The following is a 22,573-nucleotide window of genomic DNA, read 5'->3' as shown; positions in this document are numbered from 1 at the left end:
CGACGTAAGAGAGAATCCACATGCCGCGTAAGACCAAATCGGACACGCCGCCGAAGCCGCGCGGCCGCCCCAGCACATACACCCAGGAGATCGCCGACGAGATCTGCGAGCGCCTCGCGAAGGGCGAGCCTCTGGCCGAGATTTGCCGATTCGACAATATGCCTGCCGTGAGGACCGTGAGCGACTGGAAGGCCAGCAACGCCGCCTTTTCCGCCGACTTCGCGCGCGCACGCGAAGAAGGCTACGACCAGATCGCCGCCGACTGCCTGAAGATCGCCGACGAGACGAGCAACGACACCGTCTACGGGGAGAACGGCGAACGCCCGAACACCGAGTGGATCAGCCGGTCCAAGCTGCGCATCGAGACGCGCCTGAAGCTGCTGGCCAAGTGGGACCCGAAGCGCTACGGCGAGAAGCTGGCGATTGGCGGCGCCGCCGACCTGCCACCGGTAGACACGAAGGCCACGCTCGACGTCGCCGGCCTGCCCACCGAAGTGCTCGCGCAGATCATGAAAGCCAAGGATGCAACTGAGCGAAGCTGACCTGCTGGCCGTCGAGCGCGAGCTCTGCCGCCGCTCCCTCGCCGAGTTCGCCAAGCGCGCCTGGCACGTGCTGGAGCCGGCCGCCGAGCTGAAATGGGGCTGGGCCCTGGATGCGATCTGCCAGCACCTGGAGGCCGTGACGAACGGCGAGATCACGCGCCTGCTCATGAACGTGCCGCCGGGCTCGATGAAGTCGCTGCTAACCGGCGTGATCTGGCCAGCCTGGGAGTGGGGACCGCGCGGCATGCCCGAGATGCGCTTCGTCGGTACCGCGCACGAGGAGACGCTCGCGATCCGCGACAACCGGAAGTGCCGCGACCTGATCAAGTCCGAGTGGTTCCAGAAGCTCTGGCCGCTCGAGCTCGCGCGCGACCTCGACGGCAAGAAGGAATTCGGCAACGTGCACAAGGGATTCCGCCAGGCCCGGGCCTTCACGTCCATGACGGGCGTGCGCGGCGACCGCGTGATCCTCGACGACCCGATCAGCGCGGACAATGCGAACTCGGCCGCCAAGCTGGAAGAGGCGCGCCTGGCCTTCACCGAGACCCTGCCGACGCGCGTGAACTCGGAGAGGTCCGCCATCGTGGTGGTCATGCAGCGCCTGAACGAGAAGGACGTCTCGGGCGTGATCATGGACATGGGCCTGCCCTACGTCCACCTGTGTATCCCCATGCGGTTCGAGCCGGCGCGCCGGTGCACGACCTCGATCGGCTGGTCCGACCCGCGCCAGGTCGAGGGCGAGCTGATGTTCCCCGAACGATTCGGCGAAGGCCAGGTTTCCGAGCTGGAGAAGACCCTGGGCTCCTACGGCGCGGCCGGCCAGCTGCAGCAGCGCCCGGCGCCGCGCGGCGGCGGCATTATCAAGGAGGCATGGTTCCGCTACTACACCGCCCTGCCCCGCCTGGAGTTCCGCACCATCCACGCCGACACCGCCCAGAAGACCGGCGAGGAGAACGACTACTCCGTATTCCAGTGCTGGGGTCGCTCGGTCACCGGCGAGGCCGTGCTGGTCGACCAGCTGCGCGGCAAGTGGGAGGCACCTGAGCTTGTAGTTCAGGCCCGGGCCTTCTGGCACAAGCACAAGGCCGCCGAGGGCGCGCCGTTGCGCTCCATGATGGTCGAGGACAAGGTGTCCGGCACCGGCTTGATTCAGACGCTGCGCCGCGAAGGCATTCCCATCGTCCCGGTCCAGCGCAGCAAGGACAAGCTCTCCCGCGGCTACGACGCGGCGCCGTTCATCGAGAGCGGAAACGTGCTGCTGCCGCAGGACGCGCCCTGGCTGTCCGACCTGCTGGCCGAGGCCTCGACCTTTCCCGGCGGCGCGCATGACGACCAGCTGGACCCGATGTTCGACGCGATCCAGAACGTCCAGGCCGCGCCTGCGCCGAAACCGCAGGCGGCCGCGCCCATTCCGATGGCGTCACCATTCCGTCGAAAGTAAGAGCGCTTCGGCGTTTCTCAAAGTACTTTAAAAGTGCTGCTTTTTGTCAGACGAATCAAGTACTTGAATAAGCCACACCGGCACGCATGACACTGCTTTGCGTTCCCGCCCGTTTTCAGCGAATAATATGGCTCACCAGAACGAAAAAAAGGCCGGGTTGCCGCCCGGCCTCTGGTGCACATCCCTGTGTATTTTTTGCAAAGGAACCTGTATGCAGTTCAACTACAAGCACATCAGCTTCAGTCTCCACCCGATGGTGGCAATCCTGATCATGAGCCCGGCGCTGCCCTGGTTCTGATCTCCTAGCAAAGTCCGCCGCGCTGGTGCTCGAACACCGGTACGGCGGCAGTTGCAAGGGTAGAGTGTTTCCCCTCGATCGTCAAATGGCCCGCTTATTTCGATTCCGACACCCGGCGCTCATCAATAACGCGTTTTGCCATCATGATGTCGCTGTATGCGCCGTTCATGAAGACTTCCATCGGAGAGACGACGTTGAAATTATTGAGAATCGCCTCCGTATTCAAGCCGCGAAATCGTCCGTCGCTCAGCTGGCGATCAAGTTCCCCGTTTCTTTTAACTTCGGCCGCGAGCGCAACGGCCGCTGCAAACATCAGATCTTCGTGGTTCATATGTTGCTCCTCATGTATTTTTGGAAATAGTAGCCTACCGTAAACTCTTCCGTTCATGGGCAAGGTGCTTCACAATCTATTTCCCCTCCTCAAATCATAGTTGTAGACTATCGGAAATTTCTTTTCCGAAAGGCCGCATCTATGAGCCGCCCGACCAGCGAGCAGCGCCTCGCCAACAAGCACGCGTTCTTCCGTAGCGATTTCGACAAGATTCAGGCCGCCGTGCGTGACGTGCGCATCCAGTGCCTGAGCGACCGCCGCTTCTATTCCATCCCCGGCGCGCAGTGGGAAGGCCCCGTCGGCGAGCAATTCGAGAACAAGCCGCGCTTCGAGTTCAACAAGACCCACCTCGCCGTGCTCCGCGTGGTCAACGAGTACCGCAACAACCGGATCACGGTGGACTTCGTGCCGAAGGACGGCAGCCAGGCCGACGAGCTGGCCGACACCTGCGACGGCCTGTTCCGCGCCGACGAGCAGGACAGCGGCGCCCAGGAGGCCTACGACAACTGCTTCGAGGAAGGCACCTCCGGCGGCATGGGCGCCATCCGCCTGCGCGCCAGGTACGAGAACGAGGACGACGACGAGGACGACCGCCAGCGCATCGCCATCGAGCCGATCTACGAGGCCGACACCTGCGTGTTCTTCAGCCTGGACGGCAAGCGGTACGACAAGGCCGACGCCAAGCGCTGCTACGTGCTGTCGTCCATGGCCCCGACCGAGTACGAAGAGGAATGGGACGACGACCTGGCCAGTTGGCCCAAGGACATCAGCCACGCCGAGTTCGACTGGAACACGCCGGATGTGGTCTGGATTGCCGAAGTCTACGAGATCGAGGAGAAGACCGAGCTCGTGCACTTCTTCCGTGGAATCGCCCTCGGCGACGACGAAGCCAACGAACTGGAGCTGACGGCCGCCGAGCTGGACCAGCCGGGCAAACTGGAGGAGCTGACCGCGACCGGCTTCAAGAAGGTGCGCGAGAAGCGCCGCACCGTGAAGCGTGTCCACAAGTACATCATGAACGGCGCCCGGATCCTGTCCGACGAGGGCTACATCGCCGGCACGTGCATTCCGGTCATCCCCTACTACGGCAAGCGCTGGTACGTCGACGGCATCGAGCGCTGCCAGGGCCACGTGCGCCTGGCGCGCGACGCCCAGGTCCTGGACAACATGATCAAGTCCTGGCTGGCCGAGATGGCGAGCCGCTTCGACATCGAGAAGCCCATCTTCACCCCCGAGCAGATCGCCGGGCATGCGCAGATGTGGGCCGACGACGCGGTCAAGAAGTATCCCTTCCTTCTCGTGAACCCGATCCTCGATGCGGCCGGCCAGCAGGTTGTGTCTGGCCCGGTTGCCTACACCAAGGCGCCCAACATGCCGCCGGCGATGGCCGCGCTCGCGCAGCTGGCCGGCCAGGCGCTGGAGGATATGCTGGGCAACCAGCAGGCGGGCGAACAGCTGCAGCCGAACCAGTCGGGCAAGGCCGTCGAGCTCATCCAGCAGCGCCTCGACATGCAGGTTTTCATCTACATCGACAACTTCAAGAAGACGGTCAAGCGCATGGGAGAGGTCTGGCAGTCGATGGCGAAGGATCTGCTCGTCGAGCCTGGCCGCCGCATGAAGACCGTGGATAACGCCGACCAGACCGGCACCGTGGAGCTGCAGAAGCCGATGGTGGACGCCGACAGCGGCGAGGCCTACTTGGCGAACGACCTGAGCCGCGCCAAGTTCGACGTGGTGCCGGACGTGGGGCCGAGCTCGAGCAGCCGCCGCGCCGCGACCGTGCGAGCGCTCACCGGCATGCTGGGTATGACCGCCGACCCTGAGACGCAGACCGTCCTGACCTCGATGGTCATGATGAACATGGAAGGCGAAGGCATGAACGACGTGCGCGCCTTCTACCGAAACAAGCTGGTGCGCATGGGCGTGATCGAGCCGACCGAGGAGGAAAAGAAGCAGCTCGCCGCCGAGGCGCAGAACCAGAAGCCGGACCCGAACGCCGAATACCTGGCGGCAGCGGCCGCCAAGGCCAAGGCTGACGAGGCGCTGGCAGTGGCGCGCGTGGGCGAGACGCACGCCAAGACCGTGGCGACGCTGGTCAAGGTTCAGGGCGAGGTGCAGGCGGGCGCGATCGCGCTGGCCGACGCGCTGACGCCGGGGCCGATTCAGGAGGCGCCCGCGAAGCCCGCGACACCCACCGAGTTCACTCAGCCGGGAGGTGACCTGTGACCGTCATCGCATGGGATGGCCGCACCCTGGCGGCCGACAAGCGCGGCACAGTCGCGGGCATGGCTTACCCGGTCACGAAGTTGCACCGCGTTCGGGATGGCTTGGTCGCCTTTTCGGGCGGTGGCGCGCATGCGGCCGAGCTTCTGCACTGGTTCAACGGTGAGCGTGATCCAGCGTCTTATCCCCGCCGTGGTGACGACGACGGGGCCGGCACGCTCTATATCGACCTCGACAGACGCATCTTCATGTACGCGGCTGCCAGCCCCTTCCCTGAGCTGATCGAGGCGCCCTTCTTCGCCCGCGGTGCCGGTCGGGACTATGCGATGGCCGCGATGCATCTTGGGTGCGATGCTCGCCGCGCGGTGGAGGTTGCGTGCGCATTCGACATCGGCTGCGGTAACGGAATCGACGTCATGGAACTCTAGTCAGCAAGAATTACTGCTTGCTGCGCGCAACACAGCAATAAATCCTGTTAATCGTTGTTGCCGCAAGAATAGTTTCCGTCTATCATTTTGCTCATCGGCATCCACCGGGCCTATCGGTGAGCAAATGGGGAAACCGAATGTACAAAAGCTGGATGTGGAAACAACGCTCGTACCGCGAGCAGTTCCAGGGCGACGAGAGCAACGCGGGTGCCGGTGGCGCCGCTGCGGATCCCGGCGCTCAGGCCGAGGCCGAGCAGCAGCACCCCGAGGGCGAGACGCCCGACGGTGAACAGCAGCCGGCCGCAGCCGCCCAGGAAGCCGAAGACGAAGAAGTCGTGATCACCATCGGCGACGAGATGCCGCCGGCGGCGAACGACGACGAGGTCGACGGCAAACCCGCGCCGCAGTGGGTCAAGGACCTGCGTAAGCAGGCCCGCGACTTGGCGCGCGAGAACCGTGAGCTGAAACAGGCCCACCAGGCCGCCCAACAGCAGGCCGCCCCGGCCGTTCCAGCAGTTGGCGAGAAGCCAACCCTGGAAAGCTGCGACTTCGACGGCGAAGTCTACGCCGAGAAGCTGCTGGCCTGGAACGATGCGCGGCGCAAGGCAGACGAGGCCACCGCCGCCGCGCGCGCCGAGCAGGAAGCTGCACAGGCAGCCTGGGACCAGAAGCTGACCGCCTACAAGGCGGCCGGCGCCGCGCTCCGGGTGTCCGACTTCGCCGATGCGGAAGCGGCGGCACAGGAAGTCTTCAACCCTACCCAGCTCGGCATCATCGTGAACGGTGCCGACAACGCTGCGCACCTGGTCTACGCGCTGGGCAAGAACCCGGCGAAGGCCAAGGAGCTCGCCGCCATCAAGGACCCGGTGAAGTACGCCTTCGCCGTCGCCAAACTGGAGACACAATTGAAGGTCACCCCTCGCAAGGTTCCGCCGGCGCCCGAGCGCAAGGTCACCGGCACGGCAGCCGGCGCAACCAGCGTCGACAACACCCTGGAGCGCCTGGAAGCCGAGGCAGACCGCACCGGCGACCGCTCCAAGGTGATCGCCTACAAGCGGCAACAGCGCAAGGCCGCGGCGTAAGCCGTCGTGAGGTGTCCACGTCAGCGACACCACCAAGGATTCGCCCACCCAAGGGCAGCGTAGTACCGCAGTGAGTGGCCCCCGTCCGGCCGGAAACGGATGAGTGAAGCAGCAAGCGGCAACGCCGCAATTCCTCAATCATTTCATGGAGCTACTCATGCCGAGCTTTAGCAAAGAAGAAAAGGTCGCGTTTGACCTCGCCCTGGAAGGCTTCCAGGACGCGGGTGTGATCTCGAAGCTGTTCAAGAAGCAAACCTTCGACGGTACCGAGGCCGAGCGCACCGGTAACGTGTTCTGGCGCCCGATGCCCTACGTCGCACAGTCGTTCGACGGCATCGACCAGTCGGCCAACTTCAACCGCAACTACGTCCAGCTGTCCGTGCCGGCCACCCTCGGCTACAGCAAGTCGGTCCCGCTGACCATGTCGGCAACCGAGCTGCGCGACGCACTGCAAGAGCAGCGCCTGGGCAAGGCCGCGATGCAGCGCCTGGCATCCGACGTGAACGTCTCGTGCTCGAACCTAGCCGCACTGACCGGAACCGTGGTCATCAAGCGCAGTGCCGCTGCCTCCGGCTACGATGACGTCGCCGCGATCGACGACGCGTTCAACCGCCTGGGCGTGCAAATGGACGGCCGCAAGCTGTGCTTGCCGAGCAACCACTACAACGGCATGGCATCGAACCTGGCTGGCCGCCAGACCCTGACCGACAAAGCGCTGACTGCCTATGAGCGCGCAGCCGTCGGGACCATCGCCAACTTCGACACCTTCAAGCTGGACTACGGCTACCGCCTGACCGCTGCCGCTGGCACCACCGTGACCGTCAATGGCGCCAACCAGTACTACACCCCGAAGGCGACCAGCACCGCTGGTACCGGCGAGACCTCGAACGTCGACAACCGTTACCAGAACCTGACCATCGGCGTGACCTCGGGCACGGTGAAGGTGGGCGACTGCTTCACCATCGCGGGCGTCAACGAGGTGCATCACATCACCAAGGCCGACACCGGCTCGCTGAAGACCTTCCGCATCACCGGCATCGTGTCGGGTGGCGGTGGCGCGGGCGTCGTCCAGATCAGCCCGCCGATCATCTCGGCCGGTGGCGGCACCGACGCCGAGAAGCAGTACCAGAACGTGACCGCTGCTCCGGCCAACGGCGCCGCCATCACCTTCCTGAACACTGCGGCATCGGTCGTCGCTCCGTTCTGGCAGGACGAAGCCTTCGAGATCATCCCGGGCAAGTACCAGCCGAAGGAAGAATCGGGCCTGTCGATCATGTCGGCCACCACCGACAACGGCCTGACGGTCACCATGGCGCGCCAGGGCTCGATCGGCGACCTGTCCTGCAAGTACCGCTGGGACGTGTTCTACGGCCTGGTGAACCTGCAGCCGCAGATGTCGGGCATCGAGCTGTTCGGCCAGCCGTAATCCAGGTGTCTCCTCTGTCCCGTTAAACCGGGCTTCATGGCCCGCCGCGTGCGGGCCATTTTTCTAGGACATGAATCATGGGAATTCGAAGCACTATCCGGGCGATGTTCCCCGGCCAGCAGGCGCAGCCCGTAGCTGCGGCCCCGGTCGAGGTGGCGCCGGACCAGCGCGGCGCGCCGGGCACCCGCGTGTACCACGAATACTTCCTGGTCGACGAGGCCAACGGGGACGGCAAGTGGCCGTGGAAGGCGCGCGTGTACGCCGCCAACGGCGCCCCGAACGAACAAACTGGCCTGGCCGACACCCAGGAGCTGGCGCGCAATGCGGCGCTGGCCTGGTGCGCCAAGACCAAAGCCATCCTGCGAGGTGAATAATGGCGCTCGGACTGAATACCACCCTGCGCAACTCGCGCCTCGGCACCATCAAGACCGACATCGACAAGGGCGGCGCGGCGGGCCTCCTGCGCGTATATGACGGCGCGCGCCCGGCGACCGGCGGCGCAGCTACCACGCTGCTGGCGGAACTGACCTTCTCCTACCCGTGCGCGCCCGCGCCTTCCGGCGGCCAGCTGACCTTCAGCGCGGTCACGGCGGACGCTTCTGCCAACGCCACCGGTACTGCGACCTGGGGCCGCATCGTCGACTCCACCGGCGCATTCGTGGCCGACTGCAGCGTCGGAACCTCGGGTGCCGACTACATCCTGAACACGGCTAGCATCACGGCCGGCGTGCAGGTGTCGTGCAGCTCGGGCGTTCTCACCGAAGGCAACTCGTAACACGCGGCTATGACCTCCCCCTTAGACACTGGACTTGTCTTCAAACTGGTCGCCTCCGGTGGAGTCGTAGACCAGGTCAGCGGCTACCCAATGACCGGGCGGGGGTCGGCCCAGGCCATCAATCAAGTCAACGGTGAGTCTGTCTATGACTGCAGGGGCATCAATACTGGCGCGTTCATCAATGTCGGCGGCGGTGTCGGAAGTCTGGTCAGTGACCAGACTGTGGTTTTCGACATGGTGCTGGCCGGCGCGCATGCTGGCACCATCCCTGCGATTGGCGGCCTGTGGCGCTCGACCACGCAGAACGACGGGATGCTGGTGGTTGACCGCACTGGCGCTGATACGGTCCAGGTAACGTTCCGCATCGGCGGCGCAACATCCACAAAAGTCTTCACAATTGGCGCATCAACCCTGTATGGGCAGCGCATCATCCTGGCAGCATCCATTTCGCGCGGCACGACCGGCCGAAGTGTGTTTCTTCGAATAGCGGCTGCAGGGACCTTGCTGCAAAATCAGGAACAGGCATACTCGGCCAGTGGTAGCGCAGATGTCACGCCCAGCGGAAATGAATACATTTCGATTGGTTCTGAGCCTGTAGAGAACCCAAGCCGCAACCCGAACTACTACTCATACGCTCAATACCACTTTAGCCGCGTCTTAAGCCCGGATGAGGTTGTTACTCTGTCGAATCCCGCATCTGGCGGTGCTGGCGACATTTCTGGTGCTTTCGCTTCGACGCTGGCCGGGACAACAATAGCGGCCGCCGGCCAGGTGATCGCGGCGGGCGCGCTCAGTTCTACGCTCGACGGCGCCACGCTGGCCGCCGCCGGTACCGCGGGCAACCAGCCATCCGGCTCGCTGGCCTCAACCTTGACGGGCGTCACGATGAGCGCGAGCGGAGCTGCTACGAACGCCGGCGCGCTGGCGTCCACCCTGAATGGCGCGTCCATGACAGCGAGCGGCACGGTTACCAACCGCGGCGCCCTTGCCTCCTCTCTCGATGGCGCAAGCCTAGCCGCGAGCGGCGGGGTGGCCACGAACGCCACCGGCACCATGAGCTCAACCTTGGCCGGCGCCGCGCTGGCAGCTGGCGGTTATGTCGGCATCCCCCCTGAAGGCCCCGACTTCTTCATCCGACTGCCGAAGAACCCACGGCATTCGCTTCGACACTGAATTTTCAACGGAGGAATACATGCAAAGCCAAACTATGCTCTACGTCGCCCCGGGCCCGCACGAGATTCACGGCGGCCGCTTCGACTACATCATCGTGAACGACGATGAGATCGAGCAGCACCTTGCCGACGGCTGGCACCTGACCACGACCGAGGCAAAGGCTGCGCACGACGAAGAGCAGGCGCGCGCGGCTGCAGCGGCTGCCGGTGACGGCCCGAGCGACGGCGCCCCGGCAACCCGCGCTGAGCTGGAAGCCAAGGCTACGGAGCTGGGCATCGAGTTCTCGCCGAACATCGGCGACAAGAAGCTGGGCGAGCGCATCGCCGCCGCGCTGGCCAAAGGCTGATTCCATGTGGACGAAAAAGCAGCTGATCGAGGCTGCCTTCGAAGAGCTGGCCCTCGCCGGTTTCGTGTTCGACCTGGACGCGGACCAACTCGAGGCTGCACTGCGCAAGCTCGACACGATGATGGCCACTTGGAGCGGCGTCGGGATCTCGATCGGCTACCTGCTGCCGGCCAGCCCGGAGCTGTCAAACATCGACGACGATGCAGGCATTCCCGATACAGCCGTCGAGCCGGTCTACATGAACCTGGCCGTGAAGCTGGCGGCCGGGCGCGGCAAGACGCTGACGACCGAGACCCGCACCGCGGCGCAGCGCGGCTACAACATGCTGCTGGGCGCCGCCGTCGCGCCGACCTCCGGCCAGGCTTCCGGACTTCCCATCAACGGCGCCGGGAACAAGCCCTGGCGCACCTACTGACCACCACGAGGACCACCATGACGATCAAAGCACCAGTTCAGCCGGGCTACGGCACCGGCCAGACCCTGGCCCCGGCTGCCGGGGCGGCTACGGCCAACCTTACCGCCGGCAGCAAACAGCTGATCCTGACCAACCTCGGCGCCAACCCGGCCTACGTGCGCGTGGCCGCGGCGGACTCGATCTCGGCCGCCACCGTCGCCGACTATCCAATCCCGGCCGGCGCCCAGGTGGTCATCAGCAAGGCCGACCAGGACAACCGGCTGTCGCACATTTCGCCGCTCGGGACCACACTGCACGTGATGAACGGGGAAGGCTTCTAAGCGATGCAGATCCCGATCCTGAATGGGGTGCGCACCGACGAACGGCCCGACTTCCGAACGTCGTATCCGCGCAACATGATGCCCGTGCCGAAGCAGCAAGGCATCAGCGCTGGATACCTGCGGCCTGCCGAAGGTATCGTCCTGCACGGCACCGGGCCCGGTGCCAGCCGCGGGGGGATCAACTGGAACGGCGCCTGCTATCGGGTGATGGGCAACAATCTGGTGCGCGTCGACGCCTCGGGTTCTGTAACGGTGCTGGGCGCGATCGGCGGGACTGGGCCCGCCACTCTGACCTATTCCTTCGACCGTCTGGCCATCGCCGCCGGCGGCAAGCTCTACTACTGGAACGAGAGCGCGCTGCAGCTGGTCGAGGATCCAGACCTCGGCGCCGTTCGCACGGTCCTCTGGGTCGATGGCTACTTCATGACCACCGACGGCTCGTCCATCGTGGTCACCGATCTGGCCGATCCGGCATCCGTCAATCCGCTGCGGTACGGCAGCAGTGAGGCCGATCCGGACCCGATCAAGGCCCTGTTCAAAGCGCGCGCCGGCGAGGTCCACGCGGTGAACCGCTATACGATCGAGGTCTTCAACAACGTAGGGGGAACGCTTTTCCCGTTCGCGCGCTATGAAGGCGCACAGATCAACCGTGGCGCGCTGGGCACGCACTGCGCGGCCATGTACCTGGATCGCATAGCGTTCCTGGGCGGCGGGCGCGGCGAGCCTCCGGCAATCTGGCTCGGCGCGAACGGTGGCACTGAGAAGCTGTCCACCGGCGAGATCGACGCGCGCCTGCTTGGCTACAGCGAGGATCAGTTGGCCGGCTCGGTTATGGAGGTGCGCACGTCGCAGAATCACCAGCTGCTCTACCTGCACCTTCCGGATTGCACTATCGTCTACGACGGCGCTGCGTCTGCTGCTATGCAGGAGCCTGTCTGGTTCACTGTCGACTCTGGCCTTTCGGCGCCGACGCAGTACCGCGCACGAGACTTCGTGTGGTGCTACGACCGATGGCTGTGCGGTGATCCTACCGGGCCGATGCTGGGCGCTCTGGACGACAAGGTCTCGACGCACTACGACCAGGTGATCGGCTGGGAATTCGGCACGAGCATCATCTACAACGAGGGCCGCGGCGCGATCTTCCACGAGTTGGAGCTAGTGGCGTTGCCTGGCCGTGTGCCGCTGGGCGCCGATCCAGTCATCTGGACTTCATATTCCGTCGACGGGGAAACCTGGAGCCAGGAGCGCAGCTGTCGTGCCGGACGCCAGGGCGAGCGAACGAAGCGCCTGGTTTGGCTCGGCCAGGGCAGCATGCGCAACTGGCGGATTCAGCGTTTTCGCGGGACCAGTGACGCCCATCTGGCCGTCGCGCGCCTTGAGGCCAAAGTGGAGGGCCTGAATGTCTAGCCTCATGCTGAACCGCGACATCCTGGCGCGCCTGCTCCAGGGGAACCAGGTAGCCATCCGCGCATTCGAGCAGGTTTTCTCGGACGTGGGCAGTTTCCCCTCGACCATCGAGGAAGCCAATGCGCTCGCCGGGCAGGCCCTGGGCGTGGCGCAGGCCGCGATGGAATCGCTTGCCGTCCTGGCCGAAGCACTGTCGCAGCTTGAGGGTGCGCCCTCACCTGTACCGCAGGCGGAGCAGGACGACACGGCACCAATCGCTCACTTGGGCACGATGAGCAGCCAGAACGCCGAGCAGGTCGAGATCACCGGCGGCGCGCTTGACGGCGTGACGATCGGACAGACCACGCGCGCAAGTGGCGCTTTCACGACGTTCGGTTGCAACAGCAAGGCGCCGCAGGCATCAGCCGCACTGGGGGGCGCTGCAACCGACCTGGCAACCGTCATCACCCTCACCAACAACATCCGGGCCGCGCTCATCGCCAACGGCATCGGATCGTAGAAAGGATCACCATGACCACCACCGTTTCCGTCCTGCTCGAGGCGACCTTCGCCACGGCCGCCGGCGTCTCCTACACCTCCGACCAGTGCGTCTCCGCGCTGGACAAGGTCACGTGCACGAATGAATCCGCCGGGACCGCAACCGCCACGGTCCAACTGCTCTCGCCGGACGGCGCTCTGACCCAGTCCTTCGCCAAGGCGATCCCCGCCGGCGGCTCCTGGCCTTTCCCGGATGTCGTCGGCCAGGTCCTCGCGAGCGGGGGCAAAGTGAAGGTGCTTTGCCCTACTGCCAACGCGATCAAGGCCCGGATCAGTGGTCGTAAGTTCACGTGACGATAGGAAATCTCTATCCTGATTGCAATTTCCCATAGGAACTATCTATAATCCCAGCAGTGCCGGAATTTAGGCATAGCTGAGATCAGGCGCCCAGCGGCCATGAACCCCCGACAGGGAGAAATCATGCTGCTGGCCGCCGACAGTCCTCACGACCTGACCACTCAGGCGAATCTTCCCACCCGCGAACAGATCGAGCGCCTGGAAGCCCAGATGCGCATGATGGAGCAGTTGCCCATCGAGCCTGTGCACCACTTCGCCGACGGACTTTACGCGCGCGAAATCACGATCTTGGCCGGCACCATCCTGACCGGGAAAGTTCACAGCACCGAACACCTGAACATCGTCTCGAAGGGCCGAATCGCGGTCTGGACCGAGGATGGCATGAAGATCGTCGCGGCGCCATGCACGCTCGTCTCTCGGCCAGGCACGAAGCGCGTGGGCTTTGCCTTGGAAGACACGGTGTGGACCACGATCCACGCCAATCCGCAAAACCTCACGGATCTGGGCGCGCTCGAGCTTGCCCTCATCGAAAACACCCTACTCACCCACACCACGGAGAATGCCCCATGTCTTGGGTAGCCGCAGCCGTCGTCGGCGGAACCGTCGCGGGCGGCTACATGTCGTCCAAAGCGCAATCGAAAGCTGCCGGGCAGGCAGCGGACGCACAAGAGCGCACTAGTGAACTCGGCATTGAGGAGCAGCGCCGCCAGTTCGATCAAATCCAGAAGCTCCTGTCGCCGTTCGTCAACGCCGGCGCCGGCGCTCTCGGCGCCCAACAAAATCTCCTTGGCCTCAACGGCGCCGGAGCCCAGCAAACGGCAGTAGATGCCGTTGAGATGTCGCCTCAGTTCTCCGCTCTCGCGAAGCAAGGCGAAGAGGCGATCCTTGCCAACGCCTCGGCCACCGGAGGGCTGCGAGGCGGGAACGCACTCGGGGCGCTCGCACAGTTTCGTCCGCAACTGCTCGCCCAGCTGATCGACCAGCAATATTCCCGGCTCGGCGGCTTGGCACAGATGGGCCAGGCTTCGGCGGCCGGCGTGGGGAGCGCGGGCATGCAGACCGGGAACAACGTGGCACAGCTGCTCGGCCAGCAAGGTGCCGCGCAGGCTGGCGCCGCGCTGGCCGCCGGCAACGCGAAGAGCCAGCTGATTAGCAGCGGTTTCAACGCATTGGGCGCCCTCGTGGGGAGCAAGTTCTGATGGACCCGATCAACTACACCAGCTCATTCGCCAACCTCCCACCGCCAGGTTCCGCCTTTCTTCAAGGCGTCCAAGGCGGCGCCGCGGTGTCTGCACTCCAACAGAAGCGCGCGCAAGAGCAAGCTTCGCTCGCACAAAAGCAGCAGATGCAAGCTGACCTCGCCACGCTCAGCAAAAATCCGACGGCAGAAGCCATCGGAGCGCTGATGGTCAAGTATCCCAGCCTGAGCGAAGAATTGAAACGTGGCGCCGACGTGCTCGCGCCGGCCCAGCAGCAGGCGCAGCTAGATCACGGAACGCAGGTCTATGCAGCCGTGCTGAACAACCAGCCCGAACTTGCGCAGCGGCTGCTTACCGACCGCGCGACTGCGCTACGCAACTCCGGCAACGAGCGTGAGGCCAGCGCCGCTGAGGCGTTCGCCACCATGATCAAAGATCACCCGGATCTGGCGAAAACGACCATGGGCGTTCGCCTAGCTGCCGCGATGGGCCCGGACAAGTTCACCGAGGCATTCAAGGGCATCGGCGCCGAACAGCGCGCGGGTGAGCTGCAGGGCGACCTGGTCCGCAAGGGAAAAGCCGAGGCCGACGCTGCAGGGTCGGACGCCGAGACCAGGGCAATCACAGCGAAGTATGCAGATTCGCAGGCGCTGGCCGACCTGGAAAAGAAGCGCTGGGACGTCCGTAAGATCGTCGCCGACATCGATTTCCAGAGGGAATCCAACCGCATCGCAGCAATGAACGCCGCGGCGAATCGCGAAAGCAATGCTCTGAAAAAGCAGGAGCTGCAGCTGAAGGTCGAGGAGGCGCGCACCGCCCGCGACGACAAGATCCGAGAAAAGGTCACAAAGGCCGAGTCAGCGGCCTCCTCGATCGACAACATGATCAACACCGTCGACCGCCTGTTGAAGAACCCGGCGCTTAATGACGTGGTTGGCTCGATCGAAGGCCGCCTGCCTGCGGTGCTGAGCGATGAGGGCGCCGACGCGATCGCGCTGGCGGACCAGCTCGGGTCGCAGGCATTTCTCTCGCAGGTTCCAACCATCCAGGGTATGGGCGCGCTGTCGAATGCCGAGGGCGAGAAGCTGCAGGCGGCCCTGCAGAACTTCAGCCGCAAGCAGTCGGAGAGCCAGTTCCGCGCCAATCTCAAGGAAGTTCAGCGCCTGGTGCTGAAAAGCCGCAAGAACATCGAGACGCGCTATGGCGTGCCGCTCGGCGCCCCCGACACCCCGGCCGCGCCGCAGTCGTCTACACCTGGCGTGCCGGAAGGCTGGACCGTCACCGTCAAGGGGAACTGATGCCGACCTTCGAATTTACGGCCCCAGACGGCCGCACGTTCACGGTGGACGGCCCGCCGGGCTCTACCAAGGAACAGGCCTTCCAAGTGCTGCAGTCTCGCCTGCAGGATGTGCCCACGCAGCCGACCGCCGCGGACATTCCTGTTGGTGAGGAGGAGCGAGCATATGGCGCGCAGCAGGCCGCCCCGGCGCCGGCCCCGGCGCCCCAGACCCTAGGCGACAAGATCATCGGCGCAGGCGAGACCGCGCTCACGCTCGCTACCGGCGCGACCGGCGGTGCCGTCGGCATGCTCGGCGGGACCGTGAAGGGTTTGGCCGGCGCGGTCATGGACGGCACCTTCGGCACCCCGGAAGGCGTGCGCCAGGTGGAGCGCGCCGCCGGCGAAGGTGCTGCCGCCCTCACCTACCAGCCGCGCACCGCTGCCGGCCAGGAGCAGGCCGCCGCCGTGGGCGAGCTGGCCGCTGCCGCTGTACCCGCGACGGGCCTCACCGCCGAGCTACAGGCCGCCGGCCGAGCTGCAGGTGCTGCAGGTTCCGCTGCGCGCGACGTGGCTGCGCCGGCCGCCCAGGTGGGGCTGGAGCGCATCCGTGCCGCGGCGCCGGCCATCGCCGAGCGCGTGCAGCGCACCCTGAGCCGCACGCCGGATACTCCGACGCCCGGCACTCGGGCCAGCGGCGGCTCGGCCGGTACCGACATGGCGACCCAGCGCCGCCAAGTAGCGGATCAGGTGGGCGTGAAGCTCACCAGTGGACAGGCCACCCGCGACCAGCAGCAACTACGCTTCGAGCAGGAGACCGCAAAAGGTGAACACGGCGCGCCGCTGCGCGACCGCTACTCCGCACAGAACGAGCAGATCGGCAAGCACTTCGACCACCTGGTGGACATGACCGGCGCCGAGGCCGCCGACATGATCGGCACCGGCCGCACGGTCGACCAGGCCCTGCGCGCGAAGATGGCACGTGACAAAGCGGAAGTCCGCGTTGCGTACAAGCGCGCCGAGACCGCCGGCGAGATGGAAGACCCGGTGCAGCTCGACGCCCTGGTCGCGCACCTAAACGAGTCTGCGCCCGACGCAGCAACCGCACCACTGCTGACCACGGCCCGCGGCCGCGCGTTGCAGCTCGGGATCGCTGCGGAAGGCCCGGACGGCAAACTGGTGCCGACGGCAACCACGCTCAAGAACGCCGAGCGGTACCGCCAGGCGATCGGCCGCGCTACCGACTTGGAAGCGACGAACATCCGCCAGGCCACCATCATCAAGGGCGCGATCGACGCGGCCACCGACGGCCTCGGCGGCGGCCTGTATCGCGCAGCGCGCCGCACGCGCGAGAACTTCGCCAAGCAGTACGAGGACCGCGCCGTCGTGGCATCGCTGCTGAACAACAAGCGCGGAATGGCGGACCGCAAGGTTGCCCTCGAAGATGTCTTCGAACACGTCGTGCTGAAGGGTGACCGCGAGGACGTGGGCCACGTGCGCCGCGTGCTCCAGACGGGCGGCGACGAGGGCAAGCAGGCGTGGCGCGAGCTCCAGGGTGCGACCATGACCTGGCTCAAGAACGAAGCCTTCGGCAACACGGCGACCGACCAGCGCGGCAACGTGATCCTGTCGGTGCCGAAACTGGACCGCGCGCTCAAGCGTCTAGAAGAAGGCGGAAAGCTCGAGTTCATGTTCGGTAAGCAGGGTGCACAGCACCTGCGAGACCTGAACGACCTGGCTAAGGTCGTCTACACTGCGCCGCCCGGCGCCGTGAACACGTCGAACACCGCGAGCGTGCTACTGGCCGCATTGAGCGAAGCCGGCGCGACCGGCGCCATTACCGGCTTGCCCGTTCCCGTCCTGTCGGGGCTGCGCGTGCTGGCCAAGCAGGTCAAGAACCGCCAGCTCCAAAAGCGAATCGAGCAAGCGCTCCAGTCCCGCCCCACTCCATCCACCCCGCAACCGGTTGCGCGCCCGCACGGCGCCACCCTGCACTGATCGAGGCCCGCATGCTTCCTGTCGAATCCCCCTTCAAGACCTATACCGGCCTGGACGGCAAGCCGCTCGACAACGGTTACGTCTACTTCGGCGAACCAGGCCAGGACCCGATTGCGCATCCGGTAACCGTGTACTGGGACCCAGACGGCACGCTGCCGGCTGCCCAGCCGCTGCGCACCGTCAATGGCTACATCGTCAACGCTGGAACGCCCGCAAATGTCTTCTCGGCCGGGACCTATTCACAGCTGGTCAAGGACTCCAAGGGGCGCCAGGTCTTCTATTCCGCAACCTCCGACGACTTCAGTTTCGCCCCCGCCTTCACCGCTTTCATGAACGAGGTCGCCGGCCCGGAAGGCGCCGCGTCAATCGGCCGTGGAAGCGGAACCGTGGAATCGGCGCTGGACAGCCTGGAAGACGCTGTCGCCTTGGTTCCGTCCAAATTGCCATCCGACCGTCTGGCTCGTCCGGCATTCATCGAGCAGCACATCAGCGGATTTTTCGGGCGCGGGATGCTGACGGCTGAATCCCTCAACATTACGACCGAGCAGGGACTATCCGGTGCGTTTGCGACGGGGGCCGACACGCTCGCCGTGACCGACGCTGCAAACTTTTTGGTAGGTGGCTGCGTGACCGTTAAGCACGATAACGGCCTCTACAGTACCTATTTCGTTGATTCGAAATCCGGGAATAATATCGGGATCCGCCCTGCGCTACGCAACGACTGCCTGACGGCCAGCGCACGCATCGAGCGCACTTGGTACAACCGCGCGCACCCGGGGAAGTTCTACATCCGCAGCCTGGCCCAGCGCATCGCGCGCGGTACCGAGCTGGAGGCGGCCATGCCGAATGGCGGGCGCGTGCTCTATACCAACCTCTCGAGCAATCCGAACTCGTTCGAGGACACGCTGACGCCCATCGGCGGTGCGGCCGTGTACTACTACGATGCTGACAACCTCGGCGAGACCGGGAACACGAGTACGCCAGTGCGTTTCACGTTTGGGCGCTCGGCCTATGTAGAAAACATCCTCGCGAACACCGCTGGCATCGAAACGCCGTACTTCGACGTAAACGGCGTGGCCAGTGCCATCGCCAAGGTGGCGTTCTCGGCCAAGTCAAACACGATCTTCTCGATCCAGGTATTCGACGAGGCCGACATCGAGCGCGGCAAGCTGATCATCCAGCCGAACGACGGGGTGCTGCAGATCTACACCCTCCCGGTCAACCTGCGCGGCGCAAACCGGATCAAGGTTCGGGTGGCGGCTGAGTACTATTCGGCGCCTGGCGGCTATTTCACCCTCGCCCAGATCGATGTCTTCGAGGCCCCGGCCCTGGCGTCGAAGATAATTTCGAACCCCACTGCCAAGATCGTCTGCCTGGGTGATTCGTGGGTGCAGGGTGATCTCGCCAGTACGCCGCAACGCGAGCCCCTGACGACCCAGCTTGCCCTGGAGCTTCCCTACGCCACGATCATCAACGCCGGCGTGGGCGGGAACAAGATCTGGCAAGAGCTGGAGCGCTTCGACGCCGACGTAGCCGCACACAAGCCGGATTACGTCGTCATCAACACCGGCACCAACGAGTGCTACAGCCCCTCGTCGGGCGTGTTCTATCCGAACGCGGTCACGGAATTCCTGCAGTATTACAACCGTTTGCTCAACAAGATCGCAGAGATCGGCGCCCGTCCCATCATCATCGGGGTCCCGGCGCTCGCGCAGTATGACGAGGAAGTCCCCGGATTCGCGCAATGGCTGTTGAACGATCGTGCGCGGACGTATGCGCGTTACGTCTTCGAATGGCAGTCGGCGAAGCCCTATGTGTCCTCCGGCAGCGGCGCCAGCGGCAGCTGGACAAAGTTCGCGGACGGCACGCTGATCGCTCGGCACACCATCTCCATCACCACCTCGGCAGCAAACACCCTGGCTTCCGCAAGCTGGACCTTCCCAGTCCCGTTCGTCGCAGCGCCGCACGTGGTCGCATCCCCGGCGAACTACAACAGCAACCAGGTGCTCTCGGCCGGCGTCGACCTGCCGACCACAACCAATGTCGGGGTGCGCGGCGTCTCCAGCGTTGCCGCGGCGACTTTCAACGTCAACTGCACGGCCACTGGCCGCTGGCGGTAACTCCAACCGTTTCAATTTATGAAAGCCCATAACATGAGCGAACCAATTTCCGGCGCGGCCGCCGGTGCAGCAGGCTGGAAGATCATCGGCGGTCTGGCCGGTATGGGCGCAATCGGCGCCGGGCTGGCCGCGTTCGTCGTCATGAGCATGACGCGGCCCAAGGACGAGAACGAATGGCGCGTGGCCCTTGCGTGCACGCTCGTCGGCTCGATCGGCGGCGGCGCCGCACTGGTTCGCTACCTGGGCATTCAGGAATGGGCGCACGACCCTATCGGCATGGTGGGCATGCTCGCCCTGGTTTTCTCCTGCGGCCTGCCAGCCTGGGGGCTGGTGCGGGCCTTCTTCAAGTACATGGAGAAGCGCAAGGATGCCGACCTGGCCGAGATCGTCGCCGAAGTGCGCAACGCGGGGAAATGACATGGCCGCCATCGATACCGTCCACCAGAACGTCCGAGCCTTCCTTGACATGATCGCGCACAGCGAGGGGACCGACAACGGCCGGCAGCCGACCCGGAATCACGGCTACGACGTGATCGTCGGCGGCAACCTGTTCCACTGCTACAAGGACCACCCGCGCGAGCTGGTGACGTTGGGGAAGCTGAAGATCAAGTCGACGGCTGCCGGGCGCTATCAGCTCCTCTCCCGCTACTTCGACGCTTACCGCAATCAGCTGGGGCTGAAGGACTTCTCTCCTCTTTCCCAAGACCTGATCGCCATCCAGCAGATCCGCGAATGCCGCGCACTCGGGCTGGTCGAGCAGGGGCGCTTTGCTGAAGCGGTCAAGAAGGTGAAGAACATCTGGGCCAGCCTGCCGGGCGCCGGCTACGGGCAGCACGAGAACAAGCTGACTGACCTAGCGGCGGTGTATCTGCGGAAAGGCGGGGTGCTCGCATGATGCGCGCCGAATCCATCCTTGCCGGCCTGGTGGTTTCGGCAGGGCTCCTGGTGCTGGGCGCGCTGGGGGTGATCCACTACGGCGGACAGAAGTACGAAGCTGGCTATAACGCGGCCGTCGCCGATGGCGAACAGTCGCGCAAGGATGCCGAGCGCATCGCACGCGAGACAGAAAACGACCTGCGCAACCGTTTGCGCGCGCAGGATATTGCCGCACATCGAAAGGAACAGGAACATGCAACTCGCCTCGAAGCTGCTCAGCGCCGCGTGCGCGCTGGCGTTGACCGCCTGCGCTGCCCCGCAGGGCCAGTATCAGTCGCCGCCGCGTCCGGTGATCGACCCGTTGCCGGCGGACCTGCGTCTGACGGACAAGGAGCGGAACTTGTGCCGGAGGTTGCTGCAGACCTTCTCGGCCTCGCCGCAGACGTTGGCGGACTCGTGCGGCGCTACGACCGTCTCGTCGAGCGATTCGAAGAATGCCGGGCCGTGAGCGCGAAGTAGTCCTGGAGGTCCACGTGCTGACCGCGCGCGGCAGCGAGCTACTGGTGCGGCTGGCCGGCGCTGAGGTCCAGGTCGAGCCGCCGGCGCCCGCGGCGCGCGCTGGGTCTGAGCAGCACCCGTCGGGCCAGCTCGAGTGCGACACCCCGTTCGCATAGCTCACGCGCGCCGACCGCAATGCCGTGCACGGCGGCGAGGCTCACGGCCAGGTCGACGTGCGCGGCGGTCAGGCGGTCGGTTCGCGGTTTCATCTCTCAAGCATGCCGCGCGCCAGCCGGCCAGGCTTGATCCAGCTCAACCGCGCTCGTCGTCGTCATCCAGGCGGGCAAACTGGATCCGGTCAATCTTTGCAATCGCCTGGCTGAGCGACGCCTTCACCGCTTCGAAGAACGCCCGGTGCCTCTCATCCACCACGGCCCGGTCCCGGAAATCCGGATGGCGGTTCAGGTCGATCGTCCAGTCGACTATCTCGCTGAGCGGCGACTCAACCATGAACACGCGCTCGTCGTCCTGGCCGGCGCCTGCGGTCAGCAGCGGCAACACCGACTTGAACGGGTCGCCCCGGTCGCTGAAGTAGTGAACCAGGGCCGGCTCGGACTGCCCCTCCTCGGGGATGAATTCGATGGACGGATGCTGCTGGCGTTTGATGAACATGGGACTGCTTCCGGTGGCACTTTCAAGGCTCGCCATTATGCCAGTGGACCTCGATTTTTTACTAAAACGCTGTTGTAAGTGTTTGATTATTGCGTGGAATTTGTTGGAAATTGTGGGTATTCGTGCGTTGTTAAATCATCCATAAGCCGTTGATTTGTCTATGAAAACATCCCTCGCCGGATGTGTTTCAGTTGTAAGCATCTGTTTTAAAGGCCCATTTCCTCATTCCGGAGCGCTATATTTAGTCATCCGCTTTTGGATCTGGAGACCGAACATGAAATCCACCCTCGCCCTTGCCGCCCTGATCGCCCTCGGCGCCGCCACTGCCCCGCTGCCCGCGATGGCGCAGACCCACTTCGAAGTGGTGATCGGCTCGGCGCCACCGGCGCCGATCTACGAACGCATCCCCGGCCCGCGTCACGGCTATGTCTGGGCGCCGGGTTACTGGGAATGGCGCGGCCATCGCCACGACTGGGTGCCAGGCCGCTACATCGCCGCCCGTCCGGGCTACGCCTACGCCCCGCCGAGCTGGCACCAGCGCCGCGGCGGCTGGTACCTGGAACCGGCGCGCTGGACCCCGTACGGCCCGGACCGCGACCGCGACGGCGTGCCTGACCGCTTCGAGCGCCGCGGCTACGCACCGGCCTACGCCGGCCAGGGCTACTACGGCTACGACCGTCCGCGCTACGACCGCGACCGCGACGGCATCCCCGACCGCTACGAGCGCGAACGCTACCGCGGCCGCGACACCGACCGCGACGGCGTGCCGAACCGCTACGACCGCGACCTCGACAACGACGGCGTGCGCAACGAGTACGACCGCGACCGCGATGGCGACGGCGTCCGCAACCGCCACGACCAGCGGCCGGACAACCCTTACCGTAACTGATTAC

27 protein-coding genes are annotated in these 22,573 nt (G+C 65.0%); 24 read left to right on the top strand and 3 right to left on the bottom strand.

Annotated elements, in window-relative coordinates:
* The first annotated feature begins 20 nt into the window (after positions 1–20).
* Together KBW95_RS09235 and terL are read left to right on the top strand one after the other, a co-directional pair.
* Positions 21–542: a terminase gene (locus KBW95_RS09235; RefSeq protein ID WP_211528067.1), complete on the top strand. Its 522-nt coding sequence runs from the start codon at positions 21–23 to the stop codon at positions 540–542.
* Positions 523–1,983: a phage terminase large subunit gene (terL, locus tag KBW95_RS09230; RefSeq protein WP_211528066.1), complete on the top strand. Its 1,461-nt coding sequence runs from the start codon at positions 523–525 to the stop codon at positions 1,981–1,983. Before KBW95_RS09235 ends, terL begins: the two co-directional genes overlap by 20 nt.
* Before the next feature lie 392 nt (positions 1,984–2,375).
* Here terL and KBW95_RS09225 read toward each other — a convergent pair whose 3' ends face one another.
* The gene (locus tag KBW95_RS09225; RefSeq protein WP_211528065.1) at positions 2,376–2,612 is read right to left on the bottom strand and encodes a hypothetical protein; all 237 of its coding nucleotides are present in this window, start codon (positions 2,610–2,612) and stop codon (positions 2,376–2,378) included.
* Between the two features lie 141 nt (positions 2,613–2,753).
* On the opposite strand from KBW95_RS09225, the gene KBW95_RS09220 reads away from it, so the two are divergent.
* The 21 genes from KBW95_RS09220 (at position 2,754) to KBW95_RS09120 (ending at position 21,029) form a co-directional block, all read left to right on the top strand.
* Positions 2,754–4,838: a portal protein gene (locus KBW95_RS09220; protein WP_211528064.1), complete on the top strand. Its 2,085-nt coding sequence runs from the start codon at positions 2,754–2,756 to the stop codon at positions 4,836–4,838.
* The gene (locus KBW95_RS09215) at positions 4,835–5,263 is read left to right on the top strand and encodes a hypothetical protein (RefSeq protein WP_211528063.1); all 429 of its coding nucleotides are present in this window, start codon (positions 4,835–4,837) and stop codon (positions 5,261–5,263) included. The genes KBW95_RS09220 and KBW95_RS09215 overlap by 4 nt, the downstream gene beginning before the upstream one ends.
* A gap of 152 nt (positions 5,264–5,415) precedes the next feature.
* A complete protein-coding gene (locus KBW95_RS09210; protein WP_211528062.1) occupies positions 5,416–6,345 on the top strand; it encodes a hypothetical protein in 930 nt (309 codons plus the stop codon).
* Between the two features lie 157 nt (positions 6,346–6,502).
* Positions 6,503–7,771, top strand: coding sequence for a P22 phage major capsid protein family protein (locus KBW95_RS09205; RefSeq protein WP_211528061.1), 1,269 nt, complete (start codon positions 6,503–6,505; stop codon positions 7,769–7,771).
* Positions 7,772–7,848: 77 nt separating this feature from the next.
* A complete protein-coding gene (locus tag KBW95_RS09200) occupies positions 7,849–8,145 on the top strand; it encodes a hypothetical protein (RefSeq protein ID WP_211528060.1) in 297 nt (98 codons plus the stop codon).
* Positions 8,145–8,546, top strand: coding sequence for a hypothetical protein (locus KBW95_RS09195; protein WP_211528059.1), 402 nt, complete (start codon positions 8,145–8,147; stop codon positions 8,544–8,546). The genes KBW95_RS09200 and KBW95_RS09195 overlap by 1 nt, the downstream gene beginning before the upstream one ends.
* A gap of 9 nt (positions 8,547–8,555) precedes the next feature.
* Positions 8,556–9,719, top strand: a complete 1,164-nt coding sequence (locus tag KBW95_RS09190; RefSeq protein WP_211528058.1) for a hypothetical protein — start codon at positions 8,556–8,558, stop codon at positions 9,717–9,719.
* 19 nt (positions 9,720–9,738) lie between these two features.
* The gene (locus KBW95_RS09185) at positions 9,739–10,065 is read left to right on the top strand and encodes a hypothetical protein (RefSeq protein WP_211528057.1); all 327 of its coding nucleotides are present in this window, start codon (positions 9,739–9,741) and stop codon (positions 10,063–10,065) included.
* Between the two features lie 4 nt (positions 10,066–10,069).
* A complete protein-coding gene (locus KBW95_RS09180) occupies positions 10,070–10,480 on the top strand; it encodes a packaged DNA stabilization gp4 family protein (protein ID WP_211528056.1) in 411 nt (136 codons plus the stop codon).
* Positions 10,481–10,497: 17 nt separating this feature from the next.
* A complete protein-coding gene (locus KBW95_RS09175) occupies positions 10,498–10,800 on the top strand; it encodes a hypothetical protein (RefSeq protein ID WP_211528055.1) in 303 nt (100 codons plus the stop codon).
* 3 nt (positions 10,801–10,803) lie between these two features.
* Complete coding sequence (locus tag KBW95_RS09170; protein WP_211528054.1) at positions 10,804–12,207, top strand: packaged DNA stabilization protein; 1,404 nt, start codon at positions 10,804–10,806, stop codon at positions 12,205–12,207.
* Entirely contained in the window at positions 12,200–12,706 is a 507-nt protein-coding gene (locus tag KBW95_RS09165; RefSeq protein WP_211528053.1) for a hypothetical protein, read from the top strand. The genes KBW95_RS09170 and KBW95_RS09165 overlap by 8 nt, the downstream gene beginning before the upstream one ends.
* A gap of 11 nt (positions 12,707–12,717) precedes the next feature.
* The gene (locus tag KBW95_RS09160) at positions 12,718–13,038 is read left to right on the top strand and encodes a hypothetical protein (RefSeq protein ID WP_211528052.1); all 321 of its coding nucleotides are present in this window, start codon (positions 12,718–12,720) and stop codon (positions 13,036–13,038) included.
* Between the two features lie 126 nt (positions 13,039–13,164).
* Complete coding sequence (locus tag KBW95_RS09155) at positions 13,165–13,620, top strand: hypothetical protein (protein WP_211528051.1); 456 nt, start codon at positions 13,165–13,167, stop codon at positions 13,618–13,620.
* A complete protein-coding gene (locus tag KBW95_RS09150; protein ID WP_211528050.1) occupies positions 13,608–14,240 on the top strand; it encodes a hypothetical protein in 633 nt (210 codons plus the stop codon). The genes KBW95_RS09155 and KBW95_RS09150 overlap by 13 nt, the downstream gene beginning before the upstream one ends.
* Positions 14,240–15,538: a hypothetical protein gene (locus KBW95_RS09145; protein ID WP_211528049.1), complete on the top strand. Its 1,299-nt coding sequence runs from the start codon at positions 14,240–14,242 to the stop codon at positions 15,536–15,538. The genes KBW95_RS09150 and KBW95_RS09145 overlap by 1 nt, the downstream gene beginning before the upstream one ends.
* Positions 15,538–17,514, top strand: coding sequence for a hypothetical protein (locus tag KBW95_RS09140; protein WP_211528048.1), 1,977 nt, complete (start codon positions 15,538–15,540; stop codon positions 17,512–17,514). The genes KBW95_RS09145 and KBW95_RS09140 overlap by 1 nt, the downstream gene beginning before the upstream one ends.
* A gap of 11 nt (positions 17,515–17,525) precedes the next feature.
* Complete coding sequence (locus KBW95_RS09135; RefSeq protein ID WP_211528047.1) at positions 17,526–19,634, top strand: SGNH/GDSL hydrolase family protein; 2,109 nt, start codon at positions 17,526–17,528, stop codon at positions 19,632–19,634.
* Between the two features lie 33 nt (positions 19,635–19,667).
* Positions 19,668–20,051 (top strand): hypothetical protein, encoded by a 384-nt coding sequence (locus KBW95_RS09130; protein WP_211528046.1) that lies wholly within the window; start codon positions 19,668–19,670, stop codon positions 20,049–20,051.
* A 1-nt stretch (position 20,052) separates the two neighbouring features.
* Complete coding sequence (locus KBW95_RS09125) at positions 20,053–20,529, top strand: glycoside hydrolase family 104 protein (protein WP_211528045.1); 477 nt, start codon at positions 20,053–20,055, stop codon at positions 20,527–20,529.
* Positions 20,526–21,029, top strand: a complete 504-nt coding sequence (locus KBW95_RS09120; RefSeq protein WP_211528044.1) for a DUF2514 family protein — start codon at positions 20,526–20,528, stop codon at positions 21,027–21,029. The genes KBW95_RS09125 and KBW95_RS09120 overlap by 4 nt, the downstream gene beginning before the upstream one ends.
* A 38-nt stretch (positions 21,030–21,067) precedes the next feature.
* Here KBW95_RS09120 and KBW95_RS09115 read toward each other — a convergent pair whose 3' ends face one another.
* A complete protein-coding gene (locus KBW95_RS09115) occupies positions 21,068–21,277 on the bottom strand; it encodes a hypothetical protein (RefSeq protein ID WP_211528043.1) in 210 nt (69 codons plus the stop codon).
* A 43-nt stretch (positions 21,278–21,320) separates the two neighbouring features.
* Positions 21,321–21,680, bottom strand: a complete 360-nt coding sequence (locus KBW95_RS09110; protein WP_211528042.1) for a hypothetical protein — start codon at positions 21,678–21,680, stop codon at positions 21,321–21,323.
* A gap of 274 nt (positions 21,681–21,954) precedes the next feature.
* Between KBW95_RS09110 and KBW95_RS09105 the strand changes: the two genes are divergently transcribed.
* Positions 21,955–22,569: a YXWGXW repeat-containing protein gene (locus tag KBW95_RS09105; RefSeq protein ID WP_211524046.1), complete on the top strand. Its 615-nt coding sequence runs from the start codon at positions 21,955–21,957 to the stop codon at positions 22,567–22,569.
* Positions 22,570–22,573 lie beyond the last annotated feature (4 nt).

This window comes from Massilia sp. ZL223, from assembly GCF_018119395.1.
Lineage (GTDB): Bacteria > Pseudomonadota > Gammaproteobacteria > Burkholderiales > Burkholderiaceae_D > Telluria.
The sequence above is the reverse complement of the archived record's forward strand: the minus strand, read 5'-3'. Positions and strand labels throughout refer to the sequence as shown.

Coding starts and splice junctions, on each gene's coding strand:
- KBW95_RS09205 (WP_211528061.1), top strand. CDS start 6,503: ATGCCGAGCTTTAGCAAAGAAGAAAAGGTCGCGTTTGACCTCGCCCTG.
- KBW95_RS09125 (WP_211528045.1), top strand. CDS start 20,053: ATGGCCGCCATCGATACCGTCCACCAGAACGTCCGAGCCTTCCTTGAC.
- KBW95_RS09170 (WP_211528054.1), top strand. CDS start 10,804: ATGCAGATCCCGATCCTGAATGGGGTGCGCACCGACGAACGGCCCGAC.
- KBW95_RS09105 (WP_211524046.1), top strand. CDS start 21,955: ATGAAATCCACCCTCGCCCTTGCCGCCCTGATCGCCCTCGGCGCCGCC.
- KBW95_RS09155 (WP_211528051.1), top strand. CDS start 13,165: ATGCTGCTGGCCGCCGACAGTCCTCACGACCTGACCACTCAGGCGAAT.
- KBW95_RS09210 (WP_211528062.1), top strand. CDS start 5,416: ATGTGGAAACAACGCTCGTACCGCGAGCAGTTCCAGGGCGACGAGAGC.
- KBW95_RS09165 (WP_211528053.1), top strand. CDS start 12,200: ATGTCTAGCCTCATGCTGAACCGCGACATCCTGGCGCGCCTGCTCCAG.
- KBW95_RS09115 (WP_211528043.1), bottom strand. CDS start 21,277: ATGAAACCGCGAACCGACCGCCTGACCGCCGCGCACGTCGACCTGGCC.
- KBW95_RS09225 (WP_211528065.1), bottom strand. CDS start 2,612: ATGAACCACGAAGATCTGATGTTTGCAGCGGCCGTTGCGCTCGCGGCC.
- KBW95_RS09130 (WP_211528046.1), top strand. CDS start 19,668: ATGAGCGAACCAATTTCCGGCGCGGCCGCCGGTGCAGCAGGCTGGAAG.
- KBW95_RS09220 (WP_211528064.1), top strand. CDS start 2,754: ATGAGCCGCCCGACCAGCGAGCAGCGCCTCGCCAACAAGCACGCGTTC.
- KBW95_RS09145 (WP_211528049.1), top strand. CDS start 14,240: ATGGACCCGATCAACTACACCAGCTCATTCGCCAACCTCCCACCGCCA.
- KBW95_RS09140 (WP_211528048.1), top strand. CDS start 15,538: ATGCCGACCTTCGAATTTACGGCCCCAGACGGCCGCACGTTCACGGTG.
- KBW95_RS09190 (WP_211528058.1), top strand. CDS start 8,556: ATGACCTCCCCCTTAGACACTGGACTTGTCTTCAAACTGGTCGCCTCC.
- KBW95_RS09235 (WP_211528067.1), top strand. CDS start 21: ATGCCGCGTAAGACCAAATCGGACACGCCGCCGAAGCCGCGCGGCCGC.
- KBW95_RS09150 (WP_211528050.1), top strand. CDS start 13,608: ATGTCTTGGGTAGCCGCAGCCGTCGTCGGCGGAACCGTCGCGGGCGGC.
- KBW95_RS09110 (WP_211528042.1), bottom strand. CDS start 21,680: ATGTTCATCAAACGCCAGCAGCATCCGTCCATCGAATTCATCCCCGAG.
- KBW95_RS09160 (WP_211528052.1), top strand. CDS start 12,718: ATGACCACCACCGTTTCCGTCCTGCTCGAGGCGACCTTCGCCACGGCC.
- KBW95_RS09180 (WP_211528056.1), top strand. CDS start 10,070: ATGTGGACGAAAAAGCAGCTGATCGAGGCTGCCTTCGAAGAGCTGGCC.
- KBW95_RS09195 (WP_211528059.1), top strand. CDS start 8,145: ATGGCGCTCGGACTGAATACCACCCTGCGCAACTCGCGCCTCGGCACC.
- KBW95_RS09120 (WP_211528044.1), top strand. CDS start 20,526: ATGATGCGCGCCGAATCCATCCTTGCCGGCCTGGTGGTTTCGGCAGGG.
- KBW95_RS09175 (WP_211528055.1), top strand. CDS start 10,498: ATGACGATCAAAGCACCAGTTCAGCCGGGCTACGGCACCGGCCAGACC.
- KBW95_RS09135 (WP_211528047.1), top strand. CDS start 17,526: ATGCTTCCTGTCGAATCCCCCTTCAAGACCTATACCGGCCTGGACGGC.
- KBW95_RS09185 (WP_211528057.1), top strand. CDS start 9,739: ATGCAAAGCCAAACTATGCTCTACGTCGCCCCGGGCCCGCACGAGATT.
- KBW95_RS09200 (WP_211528060.1), top strand. CDS start 7,849: ATGGGAATTCGAAGCACTATCCGGGCGATGTTCCCCGGCCAGCAGGCG.
- terL (WP_211528066.1), top strand. CDS start 523: ATGCAACTGAGCGAAGCTGACCTGCTGGCCGTCGAGCGCGAGCTCTGC.